Source organism: Pseudomonas sp. 2822-15 (assembly GCF_002742515.1).
GTDB lineage: Bacteria > Pseudomonadota > Gammaproteobacteria > Pseudomonadales > Pseudomonadaceae > Aquipseudomonas > Aquipseudomonas salomonii.
On record NZ_LJRY01000182.1, the window covers coordinates 116,459 to 140,221 of the forward strand.

The following is a 23,763-nucleotide window of genomic DNA, read 5'->3' on the forward strand; positions in this document are numbered from 1 at the left end:
AATCTCCGGTCAGGCACTCAGGGCCAGGTAGCGGTTCTTGATGCTCGGGTCGGCGCGGAAGTCAGCGGCGCTGCCCTCGTACACCACGCGGCCCTGTTCGAGCACGTAATGGCGGTCGGCAAGCTTGTCGCAGACCATCAGGTTCTGCTCCACCAGCAACACCGGCAGGCCGTCGTCCTTGACCTTGCACAGGATCTTCACCAGCTCGTCGACGATCACCGGCGCGAGGCCTTCGGTGGGCTCGTCGAGGATCAGCAGCTTGGGGTCGTTGAGCAGCGCACGGGCGATGGCGAGCATCTGTTGCTCGCCGCCGGACAACGCGTGGCCGGCGTTTTTACGCCGTTCCTTGAGGCGCGGGAACATGCCGTACACGTCTTCAAGCTGCCAGCGGCTGGTCTTGCGCACGGCGATACGCAGGTTTTCCTCAACGGTCAGCAGGCGGAAAATCCCGCGATTCTCCGGCACCAGCGCCAAACCCTGACGGGCGATCTCAAAGATCTTCTGGCCCACCAGCGCCTGGCCATTGAAGTGAATCTGGCCCTGGCTCGGGCAGATAATCCCGAGGATGCTGCGCAGCGTGGTGGTCTTGCCGGCGCCGTTACGGCCGAGCAGCGTCACCAGTTCACCGGGATTGACCGTGAGCGACACGCCTTCGAGCACATGGCTCTTGTCGTAGTAGGAATGGATATTCTCGACAATCAGCATCAGGCAGCCTCCCCAAGATAAGCCGTACGCACACGCTCATCGGCACGCACAAACTCCGGCGTGCCTTCCACCAGGATCTGCCCGTGACTCATCACGGTGATGCGTTGGCTGATGGACATGACAATGCTCATGTTGTGTTCGATCAACAGCACCGTGTGGTCGCGGCCGAGGTCGCTGATCAGATGGGTCATGATCGGAATGTCATCGATGCCCATGCCCGAAGTGGGTTCGTCGAGCATCAGCAGTTTGGGTTTGGAGCAGATCGACATGCCGACTTCCAGCACCCGTTGCTGGCCGTGAGACAACTCGCCCGCCAGGGTGTCGGCGCGACGGGTGAGTTGCAGGCGCTCCAACACTTGATCGGCCATCTCCAGATGCTCGCGCTTGCTGTCGACGCGACGCCAGAAGTTCAGCGCCCGCGCGCCGTCGCGGCCTTGGGCGGCCAGGCGCAGGTTTTCGCGCACGCTGAGGTTCTGGAACAGGCTGGTGAGCTGGAACGAGCGCGCCATGCCCAGGCCGACGCGGCCGTGTGCCGGTTTGCGCATCAGGTTCTTGCCGTCAAAATGAATCGCTCCGGCGGTGGCCTGGCGCTCGCCGGTGAGGCAGTGAAACAGGCTGGTCTTGCCCGCGCCGTTGGGGCCGATAATGGTGTGAATGGTGCCGGCTTCGACCTTGAGGTTGACGCCGTTGACCGCATGGAACGCGCCATAGGCCAGTTCCAGGTCCTTGGTTTCCAGCAGGATGCTCATAGCCCTTCCTCCTTGGCGACGGCGGCGCTCTTGCGGCTGCCGCGTACCCGTTCGAACAACGACGCGAGGCCGCCCCACAAACCGCCGCGCATGAAGATCACCACGAAGATCAGGATCACGCCGAGCAACATCAGCCAGCGCGGCCACAGATCGGAGAGGAAATCCCCCAAGAGCACGATGGAACCTGCGCCTAGCAATGAGCCGAACAGCGAGCCGGTGCCGCCGACGATGGTCATGATCAGAATGTTCTCGGACATCGCCAGGTCGATGTTCGACAGCGGCACAAAGTGCAGCAGCATGGCGTACAGCGCGCCGGCGATGCCGGTGACCGCGCCGGACAACACGAACACCAGGATCCTGAAATGCCGCGTGTCATAGCCGATGGCCGAGGCGCGGGTTTCGTTTTCGCGGATCGCCATCAAGGTGCTGCCGAACGGCGAGGCGATCACCCGGCGCGCGCCGATAAAGATCAGCAGGAACAGCACCGCGACAAAGCCATAGAACACTCGGGCATCGGCCAGCGACAGCAGCACGGTGTCACCGATACGGATCTCCGGGCGCGGCACGCTGAGCAGGCCGTTGTCGCCGCCGGTCCAGTCGCTCAAGGTGTAGGCGACAAAGTAGGCCATCTGGCTGAACGCCAACGTGAGCATCACGAAGTAGATGCCGGTGCGCCGGATCGCCAGCGCACCGACCAGAAACGCCAGGAAACCACCGGCAAGGGCCGCGCCGAGCAATGCGCTGAACAAGCCCAGTTGCAGGTGGATCATCAGCAGCGCTGCGCAATACGCACCGGCCCCAAAGAAGATGCCTTGGCCGAACGACAACAGCCCGGTGTAGCCCAGCAACAGGTTGCAGGCCAGCGCGGCGAGGGCAAAGATCAGGATCTCGGTGGCCAGGGTCGCCGAGGGCAGAATCAAGGGCAAGCCGATCAGCACCGCCAGCACCCACAGCAACATGGCCTTGGATTGGGTCTTGGCAAACGGCAGGGGGTTTTTCTCGCTCATGTCAGGCTCTCCCGAACAGGCCGTAAGGGCGTACCAGAATCACCACGGCCATCGCGCCGTAGATCATCAGGCTCGCGCCTTGGGGCCAGAGTGTGGTCATCAGGCTTTGCACCACGCCCACCAGTAAACCGCCGACCAGCGCACCGCTGAACGAGCCCATGCCGCCGATCACCACCACCACGAAGGCCACCCCGAGGATCTCCGGGCCGACAAAGGGTTGCGCGCCGCGCAAGGGCGCAAACAGCACACCCGCGACACCGGCCAGGGCCACGCCGAGGGCAAAGGTCATGGAAAACAGCCGGAAGATATTGGTGCCCAGCAGCGACACGGTTTCGGTGCTTTCACTGCCGGCGCGCACCAGGGCGCCGAAGCGCGTGCGCTCCAGCAGCAGCCACAAGGCCAGGCCGATCAGCGCGGAAAATACGATGAGGAACAGGCGGTAGTAGGGGTAGACGAAGTCACCCACCACCAGTACCCCGCGCAACAGTTCCGGCACGGCGACGCTTTTACCCACCGGGCCCCAGATCATCACGCTGGCTTCCTGGATGATCAGCGCGATCCCCAGGGTCACCAGGATCTGGAACATGTGCGGCAAGTGGTAAATCCGCTGGATCAATAGTCGCTCGATCACCCACGCCAGCGCGGCCACCACCAGCGGTGCAATGAGCAGCGCCAGCCAGAAGTTGCCGGTGAGGCTTACGGCGGTGTAGCAGATGTACGCACCCAGCAGAAAGAATGCGCCGTGGGCGAAGTTGACGAAGTTGAGCAGGCCGAAAATGATCGTCAGCCCGACCGCGATCAGGAAATAGATCATCCCCAACCCTAGGCCGTTGAGGATCTGGAACAGGTAAAGATTAAGCATGCAGTAACCCTCGGCAGGCAGCCGCTCGCGCGGCCCTGCGCTAAGCAATTCAGAGGATCAGGCGAGCGTGCAGCCCGTCGCCTCGACCGGCGGGAACGATTGCCCGGCGCTGAGCACCTTGGCCAGGTCGTCCTTGTCGGCCATGTCGCCGGCGGCTTTGCCGATCAGCAGGTAGTAATCCTTGATCACCTGATGGTCGCCGGCGCGGATTGACTCCTTGCCGGTCGGGCCTTCGTAGCTCAGGCCTTGCAGGGCGTTGGCCACGGTCGGGCCGTCGAAGCTGGCGGTGCTGATGATGGTTTCCAGCATGACTTTGGTGCTGATGTAATCAGCCGCCAGCGGGTAGGTGGGGTTGATGCCGTATTTGGCCTGGGTGAGCTTGACCAGTTCACGGTTGAGCGGGGTGTCGACCTGGTGCCAATACTGGGCGCCGAGGTACACGCCTTCGAGCACGTCGCTGCCCAGTTCCTGGAACTGGTCGAGCCCGGCGGACCATACCAGCAGCACTTTCATGCGCTCCTTGATTCCGAAGTTCACCGCCTGGCGCAGGGTGTTGGACGACTGGCTGCCGAAGTTGAGCAGCACCAGTACATCGGGCCTGGCGGCGATGGCGTTGGTCAGGTAGCCGGAGAATTCCTGTTCCTGCAGCGAGTGATAGCTGTTGCCGACATGTTCCAGGCCATTGTCCTTGAGCACGGTTTTTGCGCCTTCGAGCAAGGCTTCGCCAAACACGTATTGCGGCGTGATGGTGTACCAGCGCTTGGCGTCGGGCAGCAGCTTGATCAGCGGCAGCATGGTTTCGCGGATCGCGCCGTAGGTGGGCACCGACCAGCGGAAGGTCGCCTTGTTGCAGTCTTTGCCGGTGACTTCATCGGCGCCCACCGGGGTCATGAATACGCCGCCGACCTTGTCGACTTCCTTGGCCACCGCCAGTGCCGAGGACGACAGCGTGCAGCCCTGGAAGAACCGTGCGCCGTCCTGCTGGATCGCCTCCTGGACCTTGCGCACGGCTTTGCCGGCATTGCCTTCGGTGTCGATGACCTTGTAGTTGAGCGGGCGGCCGAGAATCTCGGGGTGCTGTTCCACCGCCAGGCGCGAACCCATGTCGGCAAACTTGCCATAGCTGGCAAACGCGCCGGACATGGACTTGAGGCCGTAAAAGGTAAAAGGCTCGGCGGCGAATGCAGAGCGCACACTCAGCGGAAGGCTGAGCGCGGCGGCGGCGGTGAGACTGGCTTTCAACAACGTACGACGCTGCATGGGGTGACTCCCTGGTTTAGTTATTGGCAGGAGCGGCAAGGGCGATACGGTGGAGCAAGGGCCTGTGGGCAGGCCTGTTATTGAATTGAGTGAAACGGTCTAACGCTTGGAACCGGGTCAAAATGTGGGAGCTGGCTTGCCTGCGATGGCATCAGCCAGGTTCAACTGATACACCGAGGCGCCCGCATCGCAGGCAAGCCAGCTCCCACATTGATTGGGTTTTCATATTGGGATGGGGTGCGCCTCAGCTATGGTCGAACTCCAGCAAAAAGTGCGGGCTGACCTCGCCTTCCAGCGCCGTCATGTGGTGTTCGGCGTCGCACATATGTTCATGCATCAGGTTGCGCACGGCGGTTTCATCCCCGGCGCGAAAGGCCAGCAGCAACTGCTTGTGGTAATCGAGGTTGGCCGCGTCGAACTGTTTGCGCTTGGGCTTGTAGGCTTTTTTCAGCACCACCAGGTCGCGTAGCAGGTCGTTGAGAAACTGCGCCATAAAGCTCAGCAGCGGGTTGGGGCAGGCCTTGGCCAGCAGGTTGTGAAATTCCAACTCGGCCAGGCGCTGTTCGCGTTGGCCGGCTTCGCTGTCTTCGGGGGCGCTGCAAAAATCCACGTTGTCTTGCAGGGCTTGATAGTCGTCTTCGCTCAAGCGCCCCAGCACCGACACTGCCAACTCCACCTCGATGACCTTGCGCAGTTGGTACACCTGCTCGCCATCCAGGTGCTGGAAGTGCAGGTAGTTACGCAACGCGCGGCTGGCCGGTTCAGTGCCGGCCTGGTTCAGGTACGCGCCACCACTGGGGCCGGTGCGTGTGCTCACCAAGCCTTCCACTTCCAGGGCCTTGAGTGCTTCACGGGCCGAGCCTTTGGAGCACTGGAAACTTTCCATCAACTCGCGCTCGGTAGGCAGGCGGTCGCCGGGCTTGAGCGCGTCGGTGACGATCGAGCGTTTGACCGACTCGACAATCACATCGGACAGCTTCTGGCGTTTGCGTCGTAGCGGGCGGCTGAGCATGTTGTTCTATTGATCCTATTAATGCGGATTAATAGCACTTAATAACGATTGAGCCGGAGCGTCAACGCAAGGTGTCGTTTTCGGCCTGAAGTGGTCGCAAATACGCGGGTTATTCCCAACTGCCGAGGTCGAGGCAACGTGTGGAAGCAGGCGGCTGTTTCCCGAATACGAGAAAATCGCCGACCCAGCGGTTGATGCACCCGGCGCCGGTGCCAGGGCGGGCCGGCTCCTTGAGCAGCAATTGCTCGATGCCGGCGGCGACCGGCTCGGCCTGCTCGGCATTGACCAGCACCATGCGTGCGACGCGCTCGGGAAACAGCGCGGCATAACGACTGCCAAGGCGGGTGGCCAACGCGTTGCCGAGGTAATTGAGTTGGGCCTCGCCGAGTTGGGCACGCACATACTCCATGTCGAGCGCCGCTTGCTCAACGCCATTGGCTTGGCTCAGGTCACGGGGGCTCAGTTCGATCACGTCATAGCGGTTGGTCAGGGTGCGATAGGCCTGGGTTGAATAGGACTCCCAGCGGCTGGTCAGGTGCAGGGCGAAGGTTGCGCCCTGGCCCTTTGGCGGCTCGCCACCCTGGATAAACACCACACCTTCACGGCTGAGCGGCTGGCGGGCGCCCACGCGGGTCAGGGCCAGGCGCACGCTGCCGCGTTTGGGCGCGGCATGGTCGCGTGGCACGCTCACACTGGCGCATTGGGTGCGTTCCAGCACCTCGGGGTCCGGGCGCTCCTGGGCGGGGAAGGGGCAATCCAGCAGCCAGTCGATCGCGGTGGGCGCGATCAGCGGCTCGGCCAACGCCTGGCCCGCGAGCAGCCAGAGGCCGATACACGCCAGGTTTTTTACCAGAACGCTGGGTTTCATCAAGAGGGTCCGGGCTGCCGTGTGAGGGCGGCTTTTTTACCAAGGACCCAGGGTCAAAGAATGTAGGGCGAATAAACGCTTTGTGTAGGAGTTTACAGTTTTATTGTCGGATATCCGTATTCCAGCCGCCGCCCAGCGCTTTGTACAAGGCAATGCTGGCTTGCAGCCGTGACAGCCGCAACTGCACGTTCAAGTCCTGGGCGGCGTACAAGGTGCGTTGGGTTTCCAACACCGTCAGCAAGTCCTCGGCGCCTGCCTGGTAGCGGCTCTCGGAGATCTGGAAGGCGGCCTGGGCCTGTTGCAGTTCTTCGGCCTGCCATTGGCGTTGCTGGTCCAGGCGCGTGATGCTGCTGAGGGCTTTCTCCACATCGGCAAAGCCGTTGATGATGGCGCCGCGATAGGCTTGCAGCAGCTCGTCCTGGCGGGCGCGGGCCTTGTCGCGTTCGGCGCTTAAACGGCCATTGTTGAAGATCGGCGCCACCAGCCCCGAGGTCAGGGTGTAGAACGGGCTGCGCAGGATATCTTCAGCTTTATAGGCGCCGGAGCCGACTGTCGCGCCCAAGGTCACGCTGGGCAGCATCGCCGCGCGTGCCACGGTGACGTCGGCACTGGCCGCCGCCAGTTGCGCCTCGGCGCGGGCCAGGTCGGGGCGGCGACTGAGCAATTGGCTCGGCACGCCGGGGCCGATGGTTGGCCAGGTCAGCGCCTGGAACGGCTCGGCGCCCAGGTCCAGGGCTTGTACCGGCTGACCGAGCAGGGCGGCGAGGGTGATCCGCGATTCTTCGGCCACCTGCGCAATCAGCGGCAATTGCCGTTGCTGGCCGGCCACCAGGCTTTTCTGTTGGGCCAGCTCCAGGGCGGTGGCTGCGCCTGCGTCGTAGCGGGTTTGCACCAGGTTCAACACACTGCGCGCATTCGCCAGGTTCAGCTCGGCGATCTGCTGGCGTTGCTGCGCGGCGAGGGTTTGCGCGTAGCGGTCGGCGACGTTGCCGAGCAGGGTCAGCTCCACGGTGGCCTGGTCAAACTCACTGGCGCGCAGGCTTTGCAGGGCGCTGTCGCGGGCGGCAACGCGGCCGCCCCAGAAGTCCAGTTCATAGCTGGCGGTGAGGTTGGCACCGAAACTGTCGACGGTCTTGTTGCTGTCGGTGGCGTCCAATGAGGCATTGCCGCTGCCGCGCAGCAGCTTTTCACGGCTGGCGGTGAGGTTGAACTTGACCTCAGGCAGCAACGGCGCCCCGGCAATTACCGCACTCGCCTGGGCCTGGCGCACCCGTGCCATGGCGGCGGCCACGTCATAACTGTCGCGTCGCGCCTGATCGATCAGGTGGTTGAGCGGCGGGCTGGCGAAGTGTGTCCACCAGCGTTGGTTGGTCGCCTGGTTGGCATCGCGTTCGGCGTACTGCCAGGCGGGCGGCGGTGCGAGGCCGCTATCTACGGTTGGCGGGTTGCCGGTACAGGCGTTGAGCAACAGGCACACGCCCAGCAGGGAAGATCGTTTATTCACTGGTCAACGCCTTAACCGGATCGAGCCGGGCAGCTTTACGGGCCGGCATAAAGCCGAATACGACACCGGTGACCAGCGCACAGCCAAACGCGCCAAACACCGCCACCAGGGAAAACTGCACCGCCACCTCGGCCAGTATGAGTACGCCGCCCACCAGCAGCGCGAGGGCGATGCCGAACAAGCCGCCGACCACCGAGAGCATCACCGCCTCGGTGAGGAACTGGCGCAGGATGTCGCGCTGGCGCGCGCCGGTGGCCATGCGAATGCCGATTTCGCGGGTGCGCTCGCGCACGGTCATCAGCATGATGTTCATCACACCGATCCCGCCCACCAGCAGGGAAATCGCCGCAATCGAACCGAGCATCAGCGACAGCGTGTTGGCCGTGCGGGCTTCGGCCTGGATCATCGCGGCGTTGTTGGTCAACTGGTAGTCACGCTTACCGTTGTGCAGCTTGAGCATCAGTTGATCAATGGCCATTTCAGCTTCATGGACCTTGCGTGCATCGGCGGCGGCGATCGCCACGTATTCGGGGTTGTACGTGCCGAACAGGCGCACGCTGGCGGCGGTGTAGGGGATCGCTACGCGGTCGTCGCTGTCTTTATTGCCGGAGGCGGAGCCTTTTTCGGCGAGCACGCCGATGACCTGGAAGGGCACGTTTTCGATCAGGATGTATTGGCCGATCGGGCTGGCGACGTTTTTGAACAGCTTTTCGCGGATACGGTGGCCGATCACCGCGACGGTCGCCCCGGCGCGCTCGTCTTCCTGGGTGAAATAGCTACCCTCGACCACCGGCCAGTTGAAAATCTCGGGGAAGTTGACGTCGTTGCCGCCCACATAGGCCAGGTAGTCCAGATTGCCAAAGCGAACCCCGGCGTCGTTGCCGTTGACCGGCATGATGCGCTTGACCTGGGGCAGCATCGCCAGCGCCGCGACATCGTTAAGGGTCACGATACCCGGCGGCGTGCGCGGGTTGGGCGAGGAGCCGCTGAGGTAGATGATATTGGAGCCGAACGCGCCCATCTGCGCCATCACCTGGCGCTTGCTGCCTTCGCCGACGGCCAGCATCACCACCACGGACGCCACGCCAATCACAATCCCCAGCAGCGTCAGCGCGGTGCGAAAGCGATTGATCCACATCACCCGCCAGGCTGCGCGTATGGCATCGAGCAGTTCGGCTTTCCAGGCACCATTGTGCTCGGCCCCGTCGGCCAGGCGCTGGCGCAGGTCGACGGCTTGCAGGGCGTCGCTGTTGGCGGTGACCGGCACATGGGTGTCACTGTGCGCCGAGTCGCTGATGATCAGGCCGTCGCGGATCTCGATGATGCGGTTGGCCCGCGCCGCCACTTCGCGGTCGTGGGTAATCAGGATCACCACATGGCCCTGGTTCGCCAGTTCGTCCAGCAGGGTCATCACCTCGGCGCCGCTGTGGCTGTCGAGGGCACCGGTGGGTTCGTCGGCGAGGATGATATGCCCGCCGTTCATCAGCGCGCGGGCGATCGACACCCGTTGCTGCTGGCCGCCGGAGAGTTGGTGCGGGCGGTTGGCGGTGCGGTCGGCCAGGCCCAGGCGCGTGAGCAGGGCTTTGGCGCGAGCATGCCGCTCGGTGGCACTGATACCGGCATAGATCGCCGGCATTTCGACGTTTTCCTGGGCCGAACCGGACGGAATCAGGTGGTAGCCCTGGAACACAAAGCCAAAGGCTTCGCGGCGCAGCCAGGCCAGTTCGTCGCTGCCCAGGTGCGCGACGTTTTCGCCGGCGAACAGGTAGTCGCCTTCGGAAGGGCGGTCGAGGCAGCCGAGGATGTTCATCAGCGTGGATTTGCCCGAGCCGGAAGCGCCGACGATGGCGACGAATTCCCCGGCATGGATCGACAGGTCGATCCCGCGCAGCACGTCGACCTGCGGGCTGTCGCCGCCGCCGTAGGATTTTCGGATGTTTTTGAGTTCAATCAGCGGCGTGGTCAACTCAACCCCCGTTGCCGTCGGCTGGGCCGATCAACACGTGATCGCCCTCGCTGAGGCCGTCCAGCACTTCGACGCGCAAACGGTCACTGATGCCCAGGCGCACGTCGCGCGCTTCGATCGAGCCGTTTTTTGCCACCACGCGGGCGGTTTGCTTGTCGGTGCCGTGGCTGCCGAGCAAGGCCGCGACCGGCACGGTGAGCACATTCTTGACCTGGCTGGCGACAAAAAACACCTGGGTGGTCATCTCGGCCATCAGGGCATTGTCGGTGTTGTCCACATCCAGCAGCACCGTGTACAGCACCACACGGCCGCTCCCGCTTTTGCTGGTGCTGCTGGGGCTGCCGTTGCCCTGGCTGGTTTCATTCAGGGGCTTGGGCGGGATCGGCAGGATCTGGCGCACGGTGCTGGTCCAGCGCCGGCCGCCGCCGCTGAGCGTGGTGAAGTAGGCGGTCATGCCGGGTTTGACGTGGCCGATGTCGGCTTCGGAAACCTCGGCCCATACAGTCATCGGCGACAACTTGGCGATGCGCAGGATCAGCGGGGTCTGCTGCTGGGCGTTGAGGGTCTGGCCGACGCGTGCGTCTACCGCCACCACCGTGCCGCTCATCGGCGCGAAAATGCGCGTATAGCCCAGTTCGGCCTCGTCGCTGCGCAGGCTGGCCTGGGCCTGGCGGATCTGCGCCTGGAACATGTCGACCCGTGCCTGGGTGGCGCTCAGCTCGGCCTTGGCGGTTTGCACGTCTTCTTCGCGGGTGGCGTTACCGGCCACCAGGCGCTGCTGGCGCTGGTATTTCTGGCGCGCCAGTTCGTGCTGGGCTTTCTGCTCCTGCAACTGGGCCTTGAGGTTGTCGATGGCATAGCGGCTGGCGTCAAGCTTGGCCTGTTGCGTGGCGGGGTCGATTTCTACCAGCAACTGGCCTTCTTTGACCTGGTCACCGGCCTCGACATGGATCTTGCGGATTTGCCCGGATGCCTGTGCGCCCACGTCGACATAGCGGCGTGGTTGCAGGGTGCCCAGCGCCGTGACGCTGTTTTCGATATTGCCACGGGTGACGGTGACGGTGGCGAGGCTGTCGCGGCCCGGCGGCAGTATCTGCCAGGCCGCCAGTGCAGCGATGGGAATCAGGCACGCGACAACCAGCAGGGCGCGTCGGGCGGGGCGAGGGCGTTTCATGCGTTGTTTCCAGCCGGGAATGTGGGCCGCAGTTGCGGAGGGCTGACAGTTATACGAGAAAATTGCCCGACGATTTAGGCGCTTACATAGGTAGTAACAGCTCTGTCGAATAAAAAAATCGACGGTTGATGCAAGACTTGTTTAAAAGTAGATGAGAATTACTATAAATTGCACGCACTCAAACTGCCATCATCCATGGCCTGTCGTCGTTAGCACTCAAGGAACTGATGCCGTCCCCCCAGGACGGTCGGGAGTCATGTTGGAAAACTACTATCGCGAGCTGGTGTGTTTCCTCAACGCCAAGCTGGGCAACCGTCAGGTGGCCGAAGATGTGGTGCATGACGCCTATGTGCGGGTGCTGGAGCGCGCCAGCGATACGCCGATCGAACAGCCGCGCGCATTTTTGTACCGTACTGCGCTGAACCTGGTGATCGACGGCCATCGGCGCAATGCCTTGCGCCAGTCCGAGTCCCTGGAGGTGCTGGACAGTGAAGAGCGCTTCGCCACCTGTTCGCCCCACGCCAGTCACGATCAGGCCCAGCGCCTGGCCCTGCTCGAACGAGCCCTGGCCGAGCTGCCCAGCGCCTGCCGCGACAGCTTCCTGCTGCGCAAGCTCGACGGCCTTTCTCACCTGCAAATCGCCGAGCGCCTGAGCATTTCCCGCAGCCTGGTGGAAAAACATATCGTTAATGCCATGAAGCATTGCCGGGTGCGCATGCGCGAGTGGGACGCGCACTGATCGCAGATTAGTTAAATTTTATTTCATTGTCCTCGTTTCCTATCAACACATGGCCTGTTGTTCAGGCTTTGCAGGTATTCCCGCCCCACCGCCAAGGGGCTTATCCAGAGGACACTGGAATGACACAGGCAATTGCTTCGCCCGCGGTTCACGACCTGATCGGGATCGGTTTCGGCCCTTCGAACCTGGCGCTGGCCATCGCCCTGCAGGAGCGTGAAAAAGCCCAGGGCAAACTGGACGTGGTGTTTCTCGACAAGCAGGCCGACTACCGCTGGCACGGCAATACCCTGGTGACCCAGAGCGAACTGCAGATTTCGTTCCTCAAGGATCTGGTGACGCTGCGCAACCCCACCAGCCCGTACTCGTTCGTCAATTACCTGAAGGCCCACGACCGCCTGGTGGATTTCATCAACCTGGGCACCTTTTACCCGTGCCGCATGGAGTACAACGACTACCTGCGCTGGGTCGCCGGGCAGTTCCAGGCCCAGGCGCGGTATGGCGAGGAAGTGCTGGCCATCGAGCCGATCCTGCACCAGCAGCAGGTTGAAGCGCTGCGCGTGATCTCCCGTGATGCCCAGGGCGAACAGCATGTGCGCACCACCCGCTCGGTGGTGGTCAGCGCCGGCGGCACGCCACGTGTGCCGGAGGCGTTCAACGCGCTCAAGGAAGACGGCCGAGTGTTCCACCATTCCCAATACCTCGAGCGCATGGCCCGGCAGCCGTGCGTGGACGGCAAGCCTATGCGCATTGCCATCATCGGCGGCGGGCAGAGCGCGGCCGAAGCCTTTATCGACCTCAACGACAGCTTCCCGTCGGTGCAGGTGGACATGATCCTGCGCGGTTCGGCGCTCAAACCGGCGGATGACAGCCCATTCGTCAACGAAGTGTTCTCGCCGGCCTTTACCGACCTGGTGTTCCAGCAAGTCGGCGCCGAGCGTGAGCGCCTGGTGGCCGAGTACCAGAACACCAACTATTCGGTGGTCGACCTGGACCTGATCGAGCGCATCTACGGGATTTTCTACCGCCAGAAAGTCTCCGGCATCAACCGCCAGGCCTTCCGCACCATGACCGTGGTCGAGAAAGCCACGGCCGGGCCGCTGGGCATCGAACTGGTATTGCGCAACAATGCCACCGGCGACACCAGCGTCAGCCATTACGACGCGGTGATCCTGGCCACCGGCTACGAGCGCCAGATGCACCGCGAGCTGCTGGCGCCCCTGCAAGCCTATATGGGCGACTTCGAAGTGGCGCGCGACTATCGGATCGTCACCGACGAGCGCTGCAAGGCCGGTATCTATATCCAGGGCTTCAGCCAGGCCAGCCATGGGTTGAGCGACACCTTGCTGTCGGTACTGCCGATTCGGGCCGATGAAATTGCCGCCTCGCTGTATGAAAACGATCGTCACCGTGGCAAGGCACGCTCGGTGCAGGATTTGCTGTTGGCCACGGCCAGCTGACAAGCTGTACTTGTGACTGGTGGGGCTGCCTGATACTGTACAAAAAACCAGTATCGGTAGCCCTTCATGCAGTTGATCGAAAAACTCAGCATCCTCGCCGACGCCGCCAAGTACGACGCCTCATGCGCCAGCAGCGGTGCGCCCAAGCGCAGCTCCGAGGGCAAGGCCGGGCTGGGTTCTACCGATGGCATGGGCATTTGCCACAGCTACACGCCGGACGGGCGGTGTGTGTCGTTGCTCAAGGTCTTGCTCACCAACTTCTGCCTGTACGACTGCCAATACTGCGTCAACCGCCGCTCCAGCGACGTGCCTCGTGCCCGTTTCAGCCCGGAGGAGGTGGTTACCCTGACCCTGGACTTTTACAAACGCAATTGCGTCAGCGGGCTGTTTCTGAGCTCCGGCATCATTCGTTCGGCCGACTACACCATGGAGCAGTTGGTTCGGGTCGCCAAACTGTTGCGCGAAGAGCATGACTTTCGCGGTTACATCCACCTCAAGACCATTCCCGAAGCCGACCCTGCGCTGATCGCCGAAGCCGGGCGTTATGCCGATCGCCTTAGCGTGAACATCGAGTTGCCCACCGACGCCAGCCTGCAAACCCTGGCGCCGGAGAAGCAGATCGGCTCGATCAAGCAAGCCATGCAGACCATCTACACCGGCGAGCAGACGGTGTTCAACGAACCGCGCGCACCGCGTTTTGCGCCGGCGGGGCAGAGCACGCAGATGATCGTCGGCGCCGATGACACCGACGACAGCACCATCCTGCACGGCGCCGAGGCGCTGTATGGCAATTACAAACTGCGGCGCGTGTATTACTCGGCGTTCAGCCCCATCCCCAACAGCCCTAAAAGTGTGCCGCTGGCCGCACCGCCGCTGATGCGTGAACACCGCCTGTACCAGGCCGACTTTCTGCTGCGCAGTTACGGTTTCAGCGCCAATGAACTGTTCGAAGGCCCCGGCCATCTGGCCCTGGATATCGACCCGAAGCTGGCCTGGGCGCTGGAGCACCGCGAGGTGTTCCCGTTGGACCTGAACCGCGCCGAACCCACACTTATCGCGCGTATCCCCGGCATTGGCCTGCGCACCACCCAGCGCCTGGTCGATCTGCGCCGCGAACGCAAGATCCGTTTCGAAGACCTGGCCCGCATGCGCTGCGTGCTGGCCAAGGCCAAGCCGTTTTTCATCACCAGCGACTACCACCCGCAACAGGCGGACAGCACCAGCGTGCTGCTGCGCGAGCAACTGCGCGACCGCCCGCAGCCGCAACAGATGGGGCTGTGGGGATGATCAGCCTGGAATGCGACAACCTCTTCAGCACCTGGCGCGAGCAGGCGCGCTGGCTGCTCAGCCATCAGGTCGACCCCAGCCAGGTGAGCTGGGGCGAGGCCGAGGTGGCGGACCTGTTTGCCACGGACGAGCCTGTACCTGAACAGCTCGGGCCGTTTCAGGCGCGAATCCCCAAGGCGTTGCTGGAGTTGTTGGAATCGGCCGCCTGTTACCACGGTGATCAGCGCTGGAGCCTGTTGTACGAGGTGTTGTGGCGTGTCAGCCACGGCGACCGCACTGCGATGCTGGCCGGGGACAAGCTGGGCAGTGAGTTGCAACGGCGCATCAAGCAGGTCAGCCGCGAGGCCCATCACCTGCATGCGTTTGTGCGGTTTATTGCTCTACCTGCGCAGGCTGGGCCACAGCTGCCGGAGTATGTGGCGTGGCATGAGCCGGCCCATGACATCTTGAAGTCCGCCAGCCAGCATTTTGTCGGACGCATGGGCCGCCATCGCTGGATGATCGCAACACCCCTGGACGGTGTGTATTACGACGGAGAACAGTTGATTCATCAACGCCAGTGCCCTGAGGCCTGGCAACAATTGGCGCAGAATGTCGAAGACCCCCACAGCGCGATGTGGCTGACCTATTACAGCCATATCTTCAACCCGGCGCGGTTGAACCCCAAGGTGATGGAAGGGCATTTGCCCAGCCGGTTCTGGAAGAATCTGCCGGAGGGCAAGTTGATACCGGGGCTGATCAGCGAGGCGCGCACGGGCAAGCAGAAGGATGGGCAGGCGAAGCTGATCGGGGCCAGGCCGGGCAAGAAAATCTCAAGCGGGCACGCTTGAAAAATGTGGGAGCTGGCTCGATGATCGTTCCCACGCTCTGCGTGGGAATGCCGCCCTGGACGCTCCGCGTCCGCTTTGACGTCGTGACGCGGAGCGTCACTGGATGCATTCCCACGCGGAGCGTGGGAACGATCTATCGCTCTATGCCAGTTCGGTCGCGGTGTTTTTGACCACCGCCAACTCCGGGTGCGCCACCAACTTATCAATGTGCAACTCATCATTATTCAGCCAGGTCTCCGTCAGCACCCGGTAATGCTCCATATCCCGGCAACGCATGCGCAGGCTGTAGTCGAACGGCCCGCTGATCAGTTGGCACTCGAACACCTGGGGGCACGCTTTCACGCAGGCCTCAAAGGCCTTCTGCGCCGAGCGCCCGCTCTGATTGGACAAGGCCACCAGCACCAGCAGCGACAGCCCCGGCGAGACCATCTGCACATCGATGATCGCCCCATAACCACGGATCACCCCGCGTCGCTCCAGCTTGCGCACCCGCTCCAGGCACGGCCTGGGTGTCAGGTGCACCAGAGATGAAAGCTTTTCGTAGGTGATACGCCCCTGGTGACGCAACACGTCGATGATGGCTTCATCGATGCGGTCCAGCGAGGGGGAAGAATGGGGTCCGTGGGCCTTGGTATCCATGAGTTCACTTCAGACGGTTGGAAAGAAATTGCTGCAAGCGTTCGCTGTTGGGGTGGTCGAGAATCTCGGCGCCGCCTTGTTCCTCGACCCGGCCCTGGTGCAAAAACAGCACTTGGCTGGACACCTGGCGGGCAAAGCCCATTTCGTGGGTGACCATCAGCATGGTACGACCTTCCTCGGCCAACGTCTGTATGACTTTGAGCACTTCCCCTACAAGTTCCGGGTCCAGCGCCGAGGTCGGTTCATCGAACAGAATAATTTCCGGTTCCATCGCCAATGCCCGTGCGATGGCCACACGCTGTTGCTGGCCGCCGGACAGAAACGCCGGGTATTGATCGGCCACGCGGCCGGGCAGGCCGACCTTGTCCAGATACAGGCGTGCGCGTTTTTCCGCTTCGGCCGCGCTGAGGCCCAACACTCGGCGCGGCGTCATGGTGATGTTTTCCAGCACAGTCATGTGGCTCCACAGGTTGAAGTGCTGGAACACCATGGCCAGGCGCGTGCGCAGGTTTTGCAGCTGCTCTTGATGGGGTGCACGGACCCCGCCGCGGCCCTGGCGCATTTCGATGCTGATGCCGTCCAGGGTGATCACCCCGGCATCCGGCTGTTCGAGAAAGTTGATGCAGCGCAGCATCGTGCTTTTGCCCGAGCCGCTGGCGCCGATCAGGCTGATGACGTCGCCGTTGCGTGCGTTGAGGGACACGCCCTTGAGCACTTCGTGGTCGCCGTAACGTTTGTGGATGCCTTCGACTTGAAGCTTGATCGCAGCGCTTGCCGGTTGGGCAACGGGTTCGTCGACAGGGTAAGCGGCCAGGGCCTGCGCGGACTGATTCATGGGTTAGCCTCGGGTAGGAACAAGAAAACGCATCCAGCGACGTTCGGCCAGTCGGAACAGGCCCACCAGTGCAAAGGACAGCAGAATGTAGAGCAGGGCGGCGATGCCAAAAGCCTGGAACGTGAGGAACGTTTCGGCGTTGGCGTCACGGGCCACTTTGAGGATATCGGCGACGGTGGCGGTAAACGCCAGCGAAGTGGCGTGCAACATCAGGATCATTTCATTGCTGTAGGCCGGCAGCGCACGGCGCAGCGCGGCGGGCACCACCACAAACAGGTTGAGGCGCCAGCCGTGCAGGCCGTAGGCGCGCGCCGCTTCGATTTCGCCGTGGGGAATATTGCGGATCGCCCCGGCGAAGATTTCCACGGTGTAGGCGCAGGTGTTGAGCACAAACGCCAGCAACGTGCAGTTGAGCGCATTTCGGAAAAACTGGTTGAGCAGCGCGTTGTCCTGCACCACCTCCAGGCTGTACAGCCCGGTGTAGCAAATCAGCAACTGGATATACAGCGGCGTGCCACGAAACAGATAGGTGTAGACCTCCACCGGCCAGCGCAACCACACGTGCTGCGAGACGCGCGCCAGCGCCAGTGGAATCGACAGCACAAAGCCTGCGACCACCGAGATGATAAACAGCCACAACGTCATGGCGACCCCGGACAACCCTGAGCCATCGCTGAACAGGTAGGCCAGGCCGTATTGCTGGAACAGTTCGATCATCGCGCCATCCCCTTGATGCCGAGGTTGTAGCGCCGTTCGAGGCGCTTGAAGAGGCGGTTGGAGAGGGTGGTGATCAGCAGGTACACCAGGCCCGCGAGGATCAGGAAGTACAGGGGCTCATTGGTGGTCTTGCCGGCGTTTTGCGCAGCCTTGACCAGGTCCGACAGGCCGATGATCGACACCAGCGCCGTGGACTTGAGCAGCACCAGCCAGTTGTTGCCCAGGCCCGGCAAGGCAAAGCGCATCAGTTGCGGGAACAGCACCAGGTGAAAGCGCTGCCAGCGGCTCAGGCCGTAGGCGGTGGCGGCTTCCAGTTGCCCGGCCGGCACACTGAGAATGGCACCGCGAAAGTTCTCGGTGAAATACGCGCCGTAGATAAACCCCAGGGTGATCACCCCGGCGGTAAACGGGTCGATTTCAAAGTAATTCCAGCCGAACACTTCGCTCAGGTCGTTGAGCCACAGTTGCAGGCTGTAGAAGATCAACAGGATCAGCACCAGGTCCGGCACGCTGCGTATCAGTGTGGTGTAGAGGGTGGCGGACACGCGCAGCCATTTGACGCTCGAAAGCTTGGCACCGGCGGCGATCAGGCCCAGGGCGAGGCTCAGGGCCAGCGCCAGCAACGCCAGCTTGAGCGTCATCCAGGCACCCTGGGCCAGCATCGGGCCATAGCCTTGCAGGTTGAGGAGTTCGTTCATTGAGGGGATCTCGATCAAGCACAGAGATTAACTGTGGGAGCTGGCTTGTGTGGGAGCAGGCAAGCCAGCTCCCACAGGGGCCGGGGTGGGCCTATTCGTTGTAGATATCCTGATCGCCGAAGTACTTCTTCTGGATCTGTGCGTAGGTGCCATCGGCCTGCACGGCGGCGATGCCTTTATTGATCAGCGCGCGCAGTTCAGCGTCGTTCTTGCGCAGCCCCATGGCGATATCCAGCGGCAAGGTCGGGTCCTTGAAGGCCGGGCCGGTCTTGAAGTCGGCGCCTTCAGGCTTGGACAGAAAGTTGAGCTGGGCTTCGAGCTTGTCGGTCAGGGTGGCGTCGAGGCGGCCGTTTTGCAGGTCGGCGTAGTTCTGCTCCTGGGACTGGTACGCCTTGATCTGCGCGCCGAGCCTGGCCAGGTGGGCACGTGCATAGGCTTCCTGCAGCGAACCTTGGAGCACGCCCACCTGCTTGCCTTTGAGCGACTCCGGCGTGTCGCCGAAGTCGGCGTTTTTACGGGTGATCACCGAGGTGGGGCTGAGAAACAGGCGGTCGCTGAAGTCGATGACTTTCTCACGCGACGGGGTTACGGCCATGGACGACATGATCGCGTCGAACTTGCGCGCGCGCAGGGCCGGGATCATGCCGTCGAATTCGTTGTGCACCCAGGTGCATTTGACTTCAAGCCTGGCGCAGATGGCGTTGCCCAGTTCGATATCAAAACCTTGCAGGCTGCCGTCGGCGGCGACGGACTCAAAGGGCGGGTACTCGGGGAATACGCCGAAGCGGATTTCTTTCCAGTCCTGGGCGTGGGCGGCGCTGGCGCACAGTGGCAACAGCAACGCGGCGAAGAGTGATCGCAATGGAGTCATGTGACAGTCCCTATATTTTGTAATTGATGTCAGGGCAGTGAATCGCTGGGAGCAGAGAATGCTTCATGGTGGTGCGTTTTTTGTGTCGTTTACCCCGTGCATAAAGCGCAAATTGCGCTGTTAAAAAGCGCAATGCAGCGGAATCGGCTGCGCCACCCGCGAAATCGGCTTTTCAGTGATGAAAGTCTGGCCCGCCCTCAGCGCAAAGCGGCAGGCCAGAGCGGTTTCAAGCGCGCTTTTTGTGCTGCGCGCGGGGCTGTTGGGCCAGGCGTGCAAACAGGTCTTTCGGGTCGGCGAGGTCCGGCACCAGTTCAAGTGTGCTGCCCACATCCAGCGCCTTGGCCACGTCCAGCACGTAGCGCAGGGCCGAGTAGTCTTCGATGGCAAAGCCCACCGAGTCGAACAGCGTGACTTGGCGCGGGTTCTCGCGGCCGGGCTGCTGGCCATTGATGACCTGCCAGAGTTCGGTAACCGGCGAATCGTGCGGCATGTGCTGGATTTCACCTTCGATACGGCTTTGCGGTTCGTACTCGACGATTACCCGGGCGCGCTCGACGATGCGGCGGTCCAGCTCGGTTTTACCGGGGCAGTCGCCACCCACGGCATTCAGGTGCATGCCCGGTTCGATCATGTCGTCGGTGAGGATGGTGGCGTACGCCTTGTCGGCGGTCACGGTGGTGACAATGTCCGCGCCTTTGACCGCTTCGGCCACGCTGGCGGCCAGGATCACCTTGATCGCCGGGAACGCCTTGAGGTTGGCCGCCAGTTTGGCAGTGGCCTTGGCGTCGATATCGAACAGGCGGATTTCGGTGATGCCAAGCATGGCGTGGAAGGCCAGGGCCTGGAACTCGCTTTGCGAGCCGTTGCCGATCAACGCCATGCTGCGGCTGTTGTCGCGCGCCAGGTAGCGGGCCACCAGGGCGGAGGTGGCGGCGGTACGAATCGCGGTGGTGAGGGTCATTTCGGCCAGCAGCACCGGCTTGCCCGTGTCGACGTCGCCCAGGGCGCCGAAAGCCATCACCGTGAGCATACCGGCCAGGGTGTTTTTCGGGTGGCCGTTAACGTATTTGAAGGCGTACAGCGAGGCATCCGATACCGGCATCAACTCGATCACGCCGTCCGGCGAATGGTTGGCCAGGCGCGCGCATTTTTCGAAGTCCTGCCAGCGCAGGTAGTCGGCGCGGATGTATTCGGCCATCTCGCTGATGCAGGTTTGCAGGCCTTTTTGTGACACCAGGTAGCTGAGGTCGTTGACGTCGATGTAACGGGTCATGGCAAGACTCCTTATTGAAATGAGGCGCGGGCGGGCAGGTGTACTTCCGCCAGCATGCAGCGGGCACTGCCGCCGCCGATGCGTTCGATGTTGTCGATGTTCACCACCACCGGGCGGGTGTGGCGTTCTACATGCGTGCGCTGGGCCGGGTGCAGGGCGCTCCAGGCGCTGGCTGACATCACCAGCAGCGGTTGGCCGTCACGGTCGTGGACTTCGAGCATGTTGCCGGCGAAGGCTTCAAGTTGGTCGAAGTCGAGGGCGAGGATGTCTTTGCCGGTGTCGCGCAGCGAGCGTTCCAGGGCCTGGCGTTCGCTGGCATCGGGCAGGGCTTGCAGACACACCACCGAGAGGTCGCGGCCGACACTCATCATCACGTTGCTGTGGTAGATCGGCGCGTGGTGGCGGTCGACGGCGTGGAAGACGCAGAGTTGGTAGTCGAGGCGTTCGGCAAACTGACGCAAGGCGTCCTGGTGGGTACGCCCGGAGTGGCAGGCATAGCTGATGCGGTGCTGGCGGTCGAGCACCATGCTGCCGGTGCCTTCGAGGAAGATGTTCTGTTGTTCGAGGTGGCTCAGGTCGATGGTGCTATGGATCGCGAAACGCTGCTCCAGTACTTGCAGCACGCCTTTGTTGCGCTCCAGTCGTCGGTTCCGGCCTTCCATCGGGTACAGCACCAGGCTCCCATCGGCGTGGCTGCTCCACCAGTTGTTGGGGAAGATCGAGTCGGGCGTGTGCGGGGCCGGAGTGTCCTGTACCACCAGCACTTCCACGCCATGTTGGCGCAGGGTGTCGACATAACCGTCGAACTCTTGCAGCGCTTTTTGCTGCGCGCTCAGTGGATCGAGTGGCTGGCGTTGGAAGCGGTTGTTGATCGCGGTGTCCGGGTTGAAGGCAAAGCGCGCCGGGCGAATCATCAAGACGGTGTTGGTGGTTTGCATGGGGGCACGAATCCATGGGGTGAGCTGTGGGGCTATTTTGTGCGCTGTGGTGGGTGAATCCCGGCTGATATGGCAGGGCGGCTCAGCCGGGAAAGCTGAAAAGTGAGGTGGCGCAGCCGAATCGGCTGGCGAGTTGAAATGCAATCAAACTGTGGGAGCCGGCTTGCCTGCGATGGCGGTCTATCCGTGCCAGATGCGCTGACTGACAGACCGCTATCGCAGGCAAGCCAGCTCCCACATTAGTATGGTGGCGGTCGTGAAACCCGAGCCAGGAAGGAGAATGCATGTCTACCGCTGTTCGTCTTGCCCAACCCACCGATGCCGAGGGCATCAGCCAGGTTATCCTGGCGGCCTTGCACAGCAGCAATGCGCGGGACTACCCGGCGGATGTGATTGCTCGGGTTGCCAGCAACTTTACGCCCGACGCCGTACTGGCGTTGCTGCAGCGCCGGGTGGTGCTGGTGGCGATTCAGGATCAGGTGATCGTCGCCACCGCCGCCCTCGATGGCAATGTGGTGCGCTCGGTGTTCGTCAACCCGGCGTTGCAAGGGCAGGGAATCGGTCGGCTGCTGATGATCGAGGTTGAACTGCGTGCCGTTGAAGCCGGGGTGACGGTCCTGAGCGTGCCGTCCTCGCTGACGGCCGAGCCGTTTTATACCAAGCTGGGTTTTCACACGGTGCGCGACGTCTACCATGGCAATGAGCGCACGCTGGTGATGGAAAAGGCCTTGTTATCGCGCCATCCCATTGGGCCGTATCGCGATCGTCCGCACCGATCCCAGGTGGTAGCGTTGTGGCAGCAGGCGTTTGGCTATGACACTGCGCATAACCTGCCAAGCCTGGCAATCGACAAAAAACTCGCGGTCAACGATGGGCTGTTCTTTGTCGCGACGGATAAAAAGGCCGTGATCGGCACCATTCTGGCCGGCTATGACGGGCATCGCGGCTGGCTGTATTCGGTGGCGGTGCACAGCGATTATCGCCGGCAGGGCCTGGGTGCTTCGCTGGTGCGTTATGCCGAGCAGGCGTTGACTGCGTTGGGCTGTATGAAGATCAACCTGCAGATTACGGGCGGCAATGACGCGGTGGTGGGGTTCTACGAGGCGTTGGGGTATGGGGTGGAGCCGAGGATCAGTATGGGCAAGAAGATTGGGGTGAATATTCCCAAGGACGTGTGAGCACACCGAAATCAAATGTGGGAGCTGGCTTGCCTGCGATACTGCCACCTCGGTGTGTCAGACACACCTGGGTGATGCTATCGCAGGCAAGCCCGCTCCCACACAAGCCCGCTCCCACATTGGGTTTTGCGTTTGCTGAGTCAGACCTTGACGATCCAACCCGCTGGCGCTTCAACGTCGCCGGTCTGCACGCCGGTCAGCTCTTTGTAGAGCGCCTGGGTGATCGGGCCCACTTCGGTTTCGCTGTGGAACACGTGCAGCTTGCCGTCGTACTGGATGCCGCCGATTGGCGAGATCACAGCAGCGGTGCCGCAGGCGCCGGCTTCCTTGAACTGGTCCAGTTTGTCGATGAACACGTCGCCCTCGACCACTTTCAGGCCCAGGCGGGTCTCGGCCAGTTCGATCAGCGACAGGCGGGTGATGCCTGGCAGTACCGAAGGCGACTTCGGCGTGATGAACTGGTTGTCGCGGGTGATACCAAAGAAGTTGGCCGAACCGACTTCCTCGATTTTCGAGTGGGTCATCGGGTCCAGGTAGATCGCGTCGGCGAAACCGGATGTCCGTGCTTCAGCGCCCGGCATCAGGCTGGCGGCATAGTTGCCACCGACCTTGGCGGCACCGGTGCCTTGTGGCGCGGCGCGGTCGAACGTGGAGATCTGGAAGTTGTGTGGCACCAGGCCGCCCTTGAAGTAGGCGCCGACCGGGATGGCGAATACCGAGAAGATAAATTCCGGTGCGCTACGCACGCCGATGTTTTCACCGGTGCCGATCACGAACGGGCGCAGGTACAGCGCGCCGCCACTGCCGTACGGCGGGATGAACCGCTCGTTGGCCTTGACCACTTGTTTGCAGGCTTCGATGAAGTCTTCGGTGGTCACATGCGGCATCAGCAAGCGTGCGCAGCTGCGTTGCATACGGGCGGCGTTCTGGTCCGGACGGAACAGGTTGATCGAGCCGTCCTTGCAGCGGTAGGCCTTGAGGCCTTCAAAGCATTGCTGGCCATAGTGCAGGGCGGTCGAGCCCTCGCTGATGTGCAGCACGTTGTCGTCGGTCAGGGTGCCCGCTTGCCACTCGCCGTTTTTCCAGGTTTGGAGAAACCGCTTGTCGGTCTTGATGTAGTCAAAACCCAGCTTGTCCCAATTGATGCTTTCGTTACCCATGACACCCTCTATCTCTGGTCAACCGCCTGGTCGA

General features: G+C 62.4%; 23 protein-coding genes. 5 read left to right on the forward strand and 18 right to left on the reverse strand.

Annotated elements, in window-relative coordinates; genetic code table 11:
• Positions 1-9: 9 nt before the first annotated feature.
• The 10 genes from AOA59_RS11985 to AOA59_RS12030 all read right to left on the reverse strand — a co-directional run bounded on the left by AOA59_RS11985 (position 10) and on the right by AOA59_RS12030 (position 11,107).
• Entirely contained in the window at positions 10-705 is a 696-nt protein-coding gene (locus AOA59_RS11985; RefSeq protein WP_099487514.1) for an ABC transporter ATP-binding protein, read from the reverse strand.
• Positions 705-1,454, reverse strand: a complete 750-nt coding sequence (locus AOA59_RS11990) for an ABC transporter ATP-binding protein (RefSeq protein ID WP_099487516.1) — start codon at positions 1,452-1,454, stop codon at positions 705-707. The genes AOA59_RS11985 and AOA59_RS11990 overlap by 1 nt, the downstream gene beginning before the upstream one ends.
• Positions 1,451-2,461 carry a branched-chain amino acid ABC transporter permease gene (locus AOA59_RS11995; RefSeq protein ID WP_099487518.1) on the reverse strand — a complete coding sequence of 337 codons (1,011 nt, stop codon included), beginning with the start codon at positions 2,459-2,461 and terminating at the stop codon, positions 1,451-1,453. Before AOA59_RS11995 ends, AOA59_RS11990 begins: the two co-directional genes overlap by 4 nt.
• A 1-nt stretch (position 2,462) precedes the next feature.
• Positions 2,463-3,323, reverse strand: coding sequence for a branched-chain amino acid ABC transporter permease (locus AOA59_RS12000; protein WP_056861341.1), 861 nt, complete (start codon positions 3,321-3,323; stop codon positions 2,463-2,465).
• Between the two features lie 57 nt (positions 3,324-3,380).
• A complete protein-coding gene (locus AOA59_RS12005; protein WP_099487519.1) occupies positions 3,381-4,583 on the reverse strand; it encodes an ABC transporter substrate-binding protein in 1,203 nt (400 codons plus the stop codon).
• A gap of 244 nt (positions 4,584-4,827) precedes the next feature.
• Positions 4,828-5,595: a FadR/GntR family transcriptional regulator gene (locus AOA59_RS12010; RefSeq protein WP_017136273.1), complete on the reverse strand. Its 768-nt coding sequence runs from the start codon at positions 5,593-5,595 to the stop codon at positions 4,828-4,830.
• 109 nt (positions 5,596-5,704) lie between these two features.
• Entirely contained in the window at positions 5,705-6,463 is a 759-nt protein-coding gene (locus AOA59_RS12015; RefSeq protein WP_065931150.1) for an alpha/beta fold hydrolase, read from the reverse strand.
• 100 nt (positions 6,464-6,563) lie between these two features.
• Positions 6,564-7,967, reverse strand: coding sequence for an efflux transporter outer membrane subunit (locus AOA59_RS12020; protein WP_099487521.1), 1,404 nt, complete (start codon positions 7,965-7,967; stop codon positions 6,564-6,566).
• A complete protein-coding gene (locus tag AOA59_RS12025; RefSeq protein WP_058422322.1) occupies positions 7,960-9,933 on the reverse strand; it encodes a MacB family efflux pump subunit in 1,974 nt (657 codons plus the stop codon). The genes AOA59_RS12020 and AOA59_RS12025 overlap by 8 nt, the downstream gene beginning before the upstream one ends.
• Before the next feature lies 1 nt (position 9,934).
• Entirely contained in the window at positions 9,935-11,107 is a 1,173-nt protein-coding gene (locus AOA59_RS12030; protein ID WP_099487523.1) for an efflux RND transporter periplasmic adaptor subunit, read from the reverse strand.
• 256 nt (positions 11,108-11,363) lie between these two features.
• Here AOA59_RS12030 and AOA59_RS12035 point away from each other — a divergent pair, with 256 nt between their 5' ends.
• The 4 genes from AOA59_RS12035 (at position 11,364) to AOA59_RS12050 (ending at position 15,420) form a co-directional block, all read left to right on the forward strand.
• Positions 11,364-11,846 (forward strand): sigma-70 family RNA polymerase sigma factor, encoded by a 483-nt coding sequence (locus tag AOA59_RS12035; protein ID WP_065931146.1) that lies wholly within the window; start codon positions 11,364-11,366, stop codon positions 11,844-11,846.
• Positions 11,847-11,965: 119 nt separating this feature from the next.
• Complete coding sequence (locus AOA59_RS12040; protein WP_099487524.1) at positions 11,966-13,303, forward strand: lysine N(6)-hydroxylase/L-ornithine N(5)-oxygenase family protein; 1,338 nt, start codon at positions 11,966-11,968, stop codon at positions 13,301-13,303.
• Positions 13,304-13,369: 66 nt separating this feature from the next.
• Positions 13,370-14,590 carry a putative DNA modification/repair radical SAM protein gene (locus AOA59_RS12045; protein ID WP_056861349.1) on the forward strand — a complete coding sequence of 407 codons (1,221 nt, stop codon included), beginning with the start codon at positions 13,370-13,372 and terminating at the stop codon, positions 14,588-14,590.
• Positions 14,587-15,420, forward strand: a complete 834-nt coding sequence (locus AOA59_RS12050) for a TIGR03915 family putative DNA repair protein (RefSeq protein WP_099487526.1) — start codon at positions 14,587-14,589, stop codon at positions 15,418-15,420. The genes AOA59_RS12045 and AOA59_RS12050 overlap by 4 nt, the downstream gene beginning before the upstream one ends.
• A gap of 141 nt (positions 15,421-15,561) precedes the next feature.
• Here the strand turns inward: AOA59_RS12050 and AOA59_RS12055 are convergent, their stop codons facing one another.
• The 7 genes from AOA59_RS12055 to ctlX form a co-directional block, all read right to left on the reverse strand.
• Complete coding sequence (locus tag AOA59_RS12055) at positions 15,562-16,059, reverse strand: Lrp/AsnC family transcriptional regulator (protein ID WP_056861351.1); 498 nt, start codon at positions 16,057-16,059, stop codon at positions 15,562-15,564.
• A gap of 4 nt (positions 16,060-16,063) precedes the next feature.
• Positions 16,064-16,894: an ABC transporter ATP-binding protein gene (locus tag AOA59_RS12060; RefSeq protein ID WP_178076261.1), complete on the reverse strand. Its 831-nt coding sequence runs from the start codon at positions 16,892-16,894 to the stop codon at positions 16,064-16,066.
• A gap of 3 nt (positions 16,895-16,897) precedes the next feature.
• Entirely contained in the window at positions 16,898-17,611 is a 714-nt protein-coding gene (locus AOA59_RS12065) for an ABC transporter permease (RefSeq protein ID WP_099487528.1), read from the reverse strand.
• Complete coding sequence (locus AOA59_RS12070; protein ID WP_099487530.1) at positions 17,608-18,309, reverse strand: ABC transporter permease; 702 nt, start codon at positions 18,307-18,309, stop codon at positions 17,608-17,610. The genes AOA59_RS12065 and AOA59_RS12070 overlap by 4 nt, the downstream gene beginning before the upstream one ends.
• A 91-nt stretch (positions 18,310-18,400) precedes the next feature.
• The gene (locus tag AOA59_RS12075) at positions 18,401-19,180 is read right to left on the reverse strand and encodes an ABC transporter substrate-binding protein (RefSeq protein WP_069788314.1); all 780 of its coding nucleotides are present in this window, start codon (positions 19,178-19,180) and stop codon (positions 18,401-18,403) included.
• Positions 19,181-19,406: 226 nt separating this feature from the next.
• The gene (locus AOA59_RS12080) at positions 19,407-20,453 is read right to left on the reverse strand and encodes an ornithine cyclodeaminase (protein WP_065931140.1); all 1,047 of its coding nucleotides are present in this window, start codon (positions 20,451-20,453) and stop codon (positions 19,407-19,409) included.
• A gap of 11 nt (positions 20,454-20,464) precedes the next feature.
• Positions 20,465-21,391: a citrulline utilization hydrolase CtlX gene (gene ctlX / locus AOA59_RS12085; protein WP_099487532.1), complete on the reverse strand. Its 927-nt coding sequence runs from the start codon at positions 21,389-21,391 to the stop codon at positions 20,465-20,467.
• A gap of 284 nt (positions 21,392-21,675) precedes the next feature.
• Here ctlX and AOA59_RS12090 point away from each other — a divergent pair, with 284 nt between their 5' ends.
• A complete protein-coding gene (locus AOA59_RS12090; protein ID WP_083221777.1) occupies positions 21,676-22,569 on the forward strand; it encodes a GNAT family acetyltransferase in 894 nt (297 codons plus the stop codon).
• Positions 22,570-22,709: 140 nt separating this feature from the next.
• On the opposite strand, the gene AOA59_RS12095 is transcribed toward AOA59_RS12090, so the two are convergent.
• The gene (locus tag AOA59_RS12095; protein WP_065931138.1) at positions 22,710-23,729 is read right to left on the reverse strand and encodes a branched-chain amino acid aminotransferase; all 1,020 of its coding nucleotides are present in this window, start codon (positions 23,727-23,729) and stop codon (positions 22,710-22,712) included.
• Between the last annotated feature and the right edge of the window lie 34 nt (positions 23,730-23,763).

What these genes read in the sequence shown, in the direction of transcription:
- AOA59_RS12050 (WP_099487526.1), top strand. Translation starts at nt 14,587, where the DNA reads ATGATCAGCCTGGAATGCGACAACCTCTTCAGCACCTGGCGCGAGCAG.
- AOA59_RS12040 (WP_099487524.1), top strand. Translation starts at nt 11,966, where the DNA reads ATGACACAGGCAATTGCTTCGCCCGCGGTTCACGACCTGATCGGGATC.
- AOA59_RS12035 (WP_065931146.1), top strand. Translation starts at nt 11,364, where the DNA reads ATGTTGGAAAACTACTATCGCGAGCTGGTGTGTTTCCTCAACGCCAAG.
- AOA59_RS11985 (WP_099487514.1), bottom strand. Translation starts at nt 705, where the DNA reads ATGCTGATTGTCGAGAATATCCATTCCTACTACGACAAGAGCCATGTG.
- AOA59_RS11990 (WP_099487516.1), bottom strand. Translation starts at nt 1,454, where the DNA reads ATGAGCATCCTGCTGGAAACCAAGGACCTGGAACTGGCCTATGGCGCG.
- ctlX (WP_099487532.1), bottom strand. Translation starts at nt 21,391, where the DNA reads ATGCAAACCACCAACACCGTCTTGATGATTCGCCCGGCGCGCTTTGCC.
- AOA59_RS12005 (WP_099487519.1), bottom strand. Translation starts at nt 4,583, where the DNA reads ATGCAGCGTCGTACGTTGTTGAAAGCCAGTCTCACCGCCGCCGCCGCG.
- AOA59_RS12045 (WP_056861349.1), top strand. Translation starts at nt 13,370, where the DNA reads ATGCAGTTGATCGAAAAACTCAGCATCCTCGCCGACGCCGCCAAGTAC.
- AOA59_RS12030 (WP_099487523.1), bottom strand. Translation starts at nt 11,107, where the DNA reads ATGAAACGCCCTCGCCCCGCCCGACGCGCCCTGCTGGTTGTCGCGTGC.
- AOA59_RS12075 (WP_069788314.1), bottom strand. Translation starts at nt 19,180, where the DNA reads ATGACTCCATTGCGATCACTCTTCGCCGCGTTGCTGTTGCCACTGTGC.
- AOA59_RS12060 (WP_178076261.1), bottom strand. Translation starts at nt 16,894, where the DNA reads ATGAATCAGTCCGCGCAGGCCCTGGCCGCTTACCCTGTCGACGAACCC.
- AOA59_RS12000 (WP_056861341.1), bottom strand. Translation starts at nt 3,323, where the DNA reads ATGCTTAATCTTTACCTGTTCCAGATCCTCAACGGCCTAGGGTTGGGG.
- AOA59_RS11995 (WP_099487518.1), bottom strand. Translation starts at nt 2,461, where the DNA reads ATGAGCGAGAAAAACCCCCTGCCGTTTGCCAAGACCCAATCCAAGGCC.
- AOA59_RS12010 (WP_017136273.1), bottom strand. Translation starts at nt 5,595, where the DNA reads ATGCTCAGCCGCCCGCTACGACGCAAACGCCAGAAGCTGTCCGATGTG.
- AOA59_RS12055 (WP_056861351.1), bottom strand. Translation starts at nt 16,059, where the DNA reads ATGGATACCAAGGCCCACGGACCCCATTCTTCCCCCTCGCTGGACCGC.
- AOA59_RS12070 (WP_099487530.1), bottom strand. Translation starts at nt 18,309, where the DNA reads ATGAACGAACTCCTCAACCTGCAAGGCTATGGCCCGATGCTGGCCCAG.
- AOA59_RS12015 (WP_065931150.1), bottom strand. Translation starts at nt 6,463, where the DNA reads ATGAAACCCAGCGTTCTGGTAAAAAACCTGGCGTGTATCGGCCTCTGG.
- AOA59_RS12090 (WP_083221777.1), top strand. Translation starts at nt 21,676, where the DNA reads ATGTCTACCGCTGTTCGTCTTGCCCAACCCACCGATGCCGAGGGCATC.
- AOA59_RS12095 (WP_065931138.1), bottom strand. Translation starts at nt 23,729, where the DNA reads ATGGGTAACGAAAGCATCAATTGGGACAAGCTGGGTTTTGACTACATC.
- AOA59_RS12065 (WP_099487528.1), bottom strand. Translation starts at nt 17,611, where the DNA reads ATGATCGAACTGTTCCAGCAATACGGCCTGGCCTACCTGTTCAGCGAT.
- AOA59_RS12080 (WP_065931140.1), bottom strand. Translation starts at nt 20,453, where the DNA reads ATGACCCGTTACATCGACGTCAACGACCTCAGCTACCTGGTGTCACAA.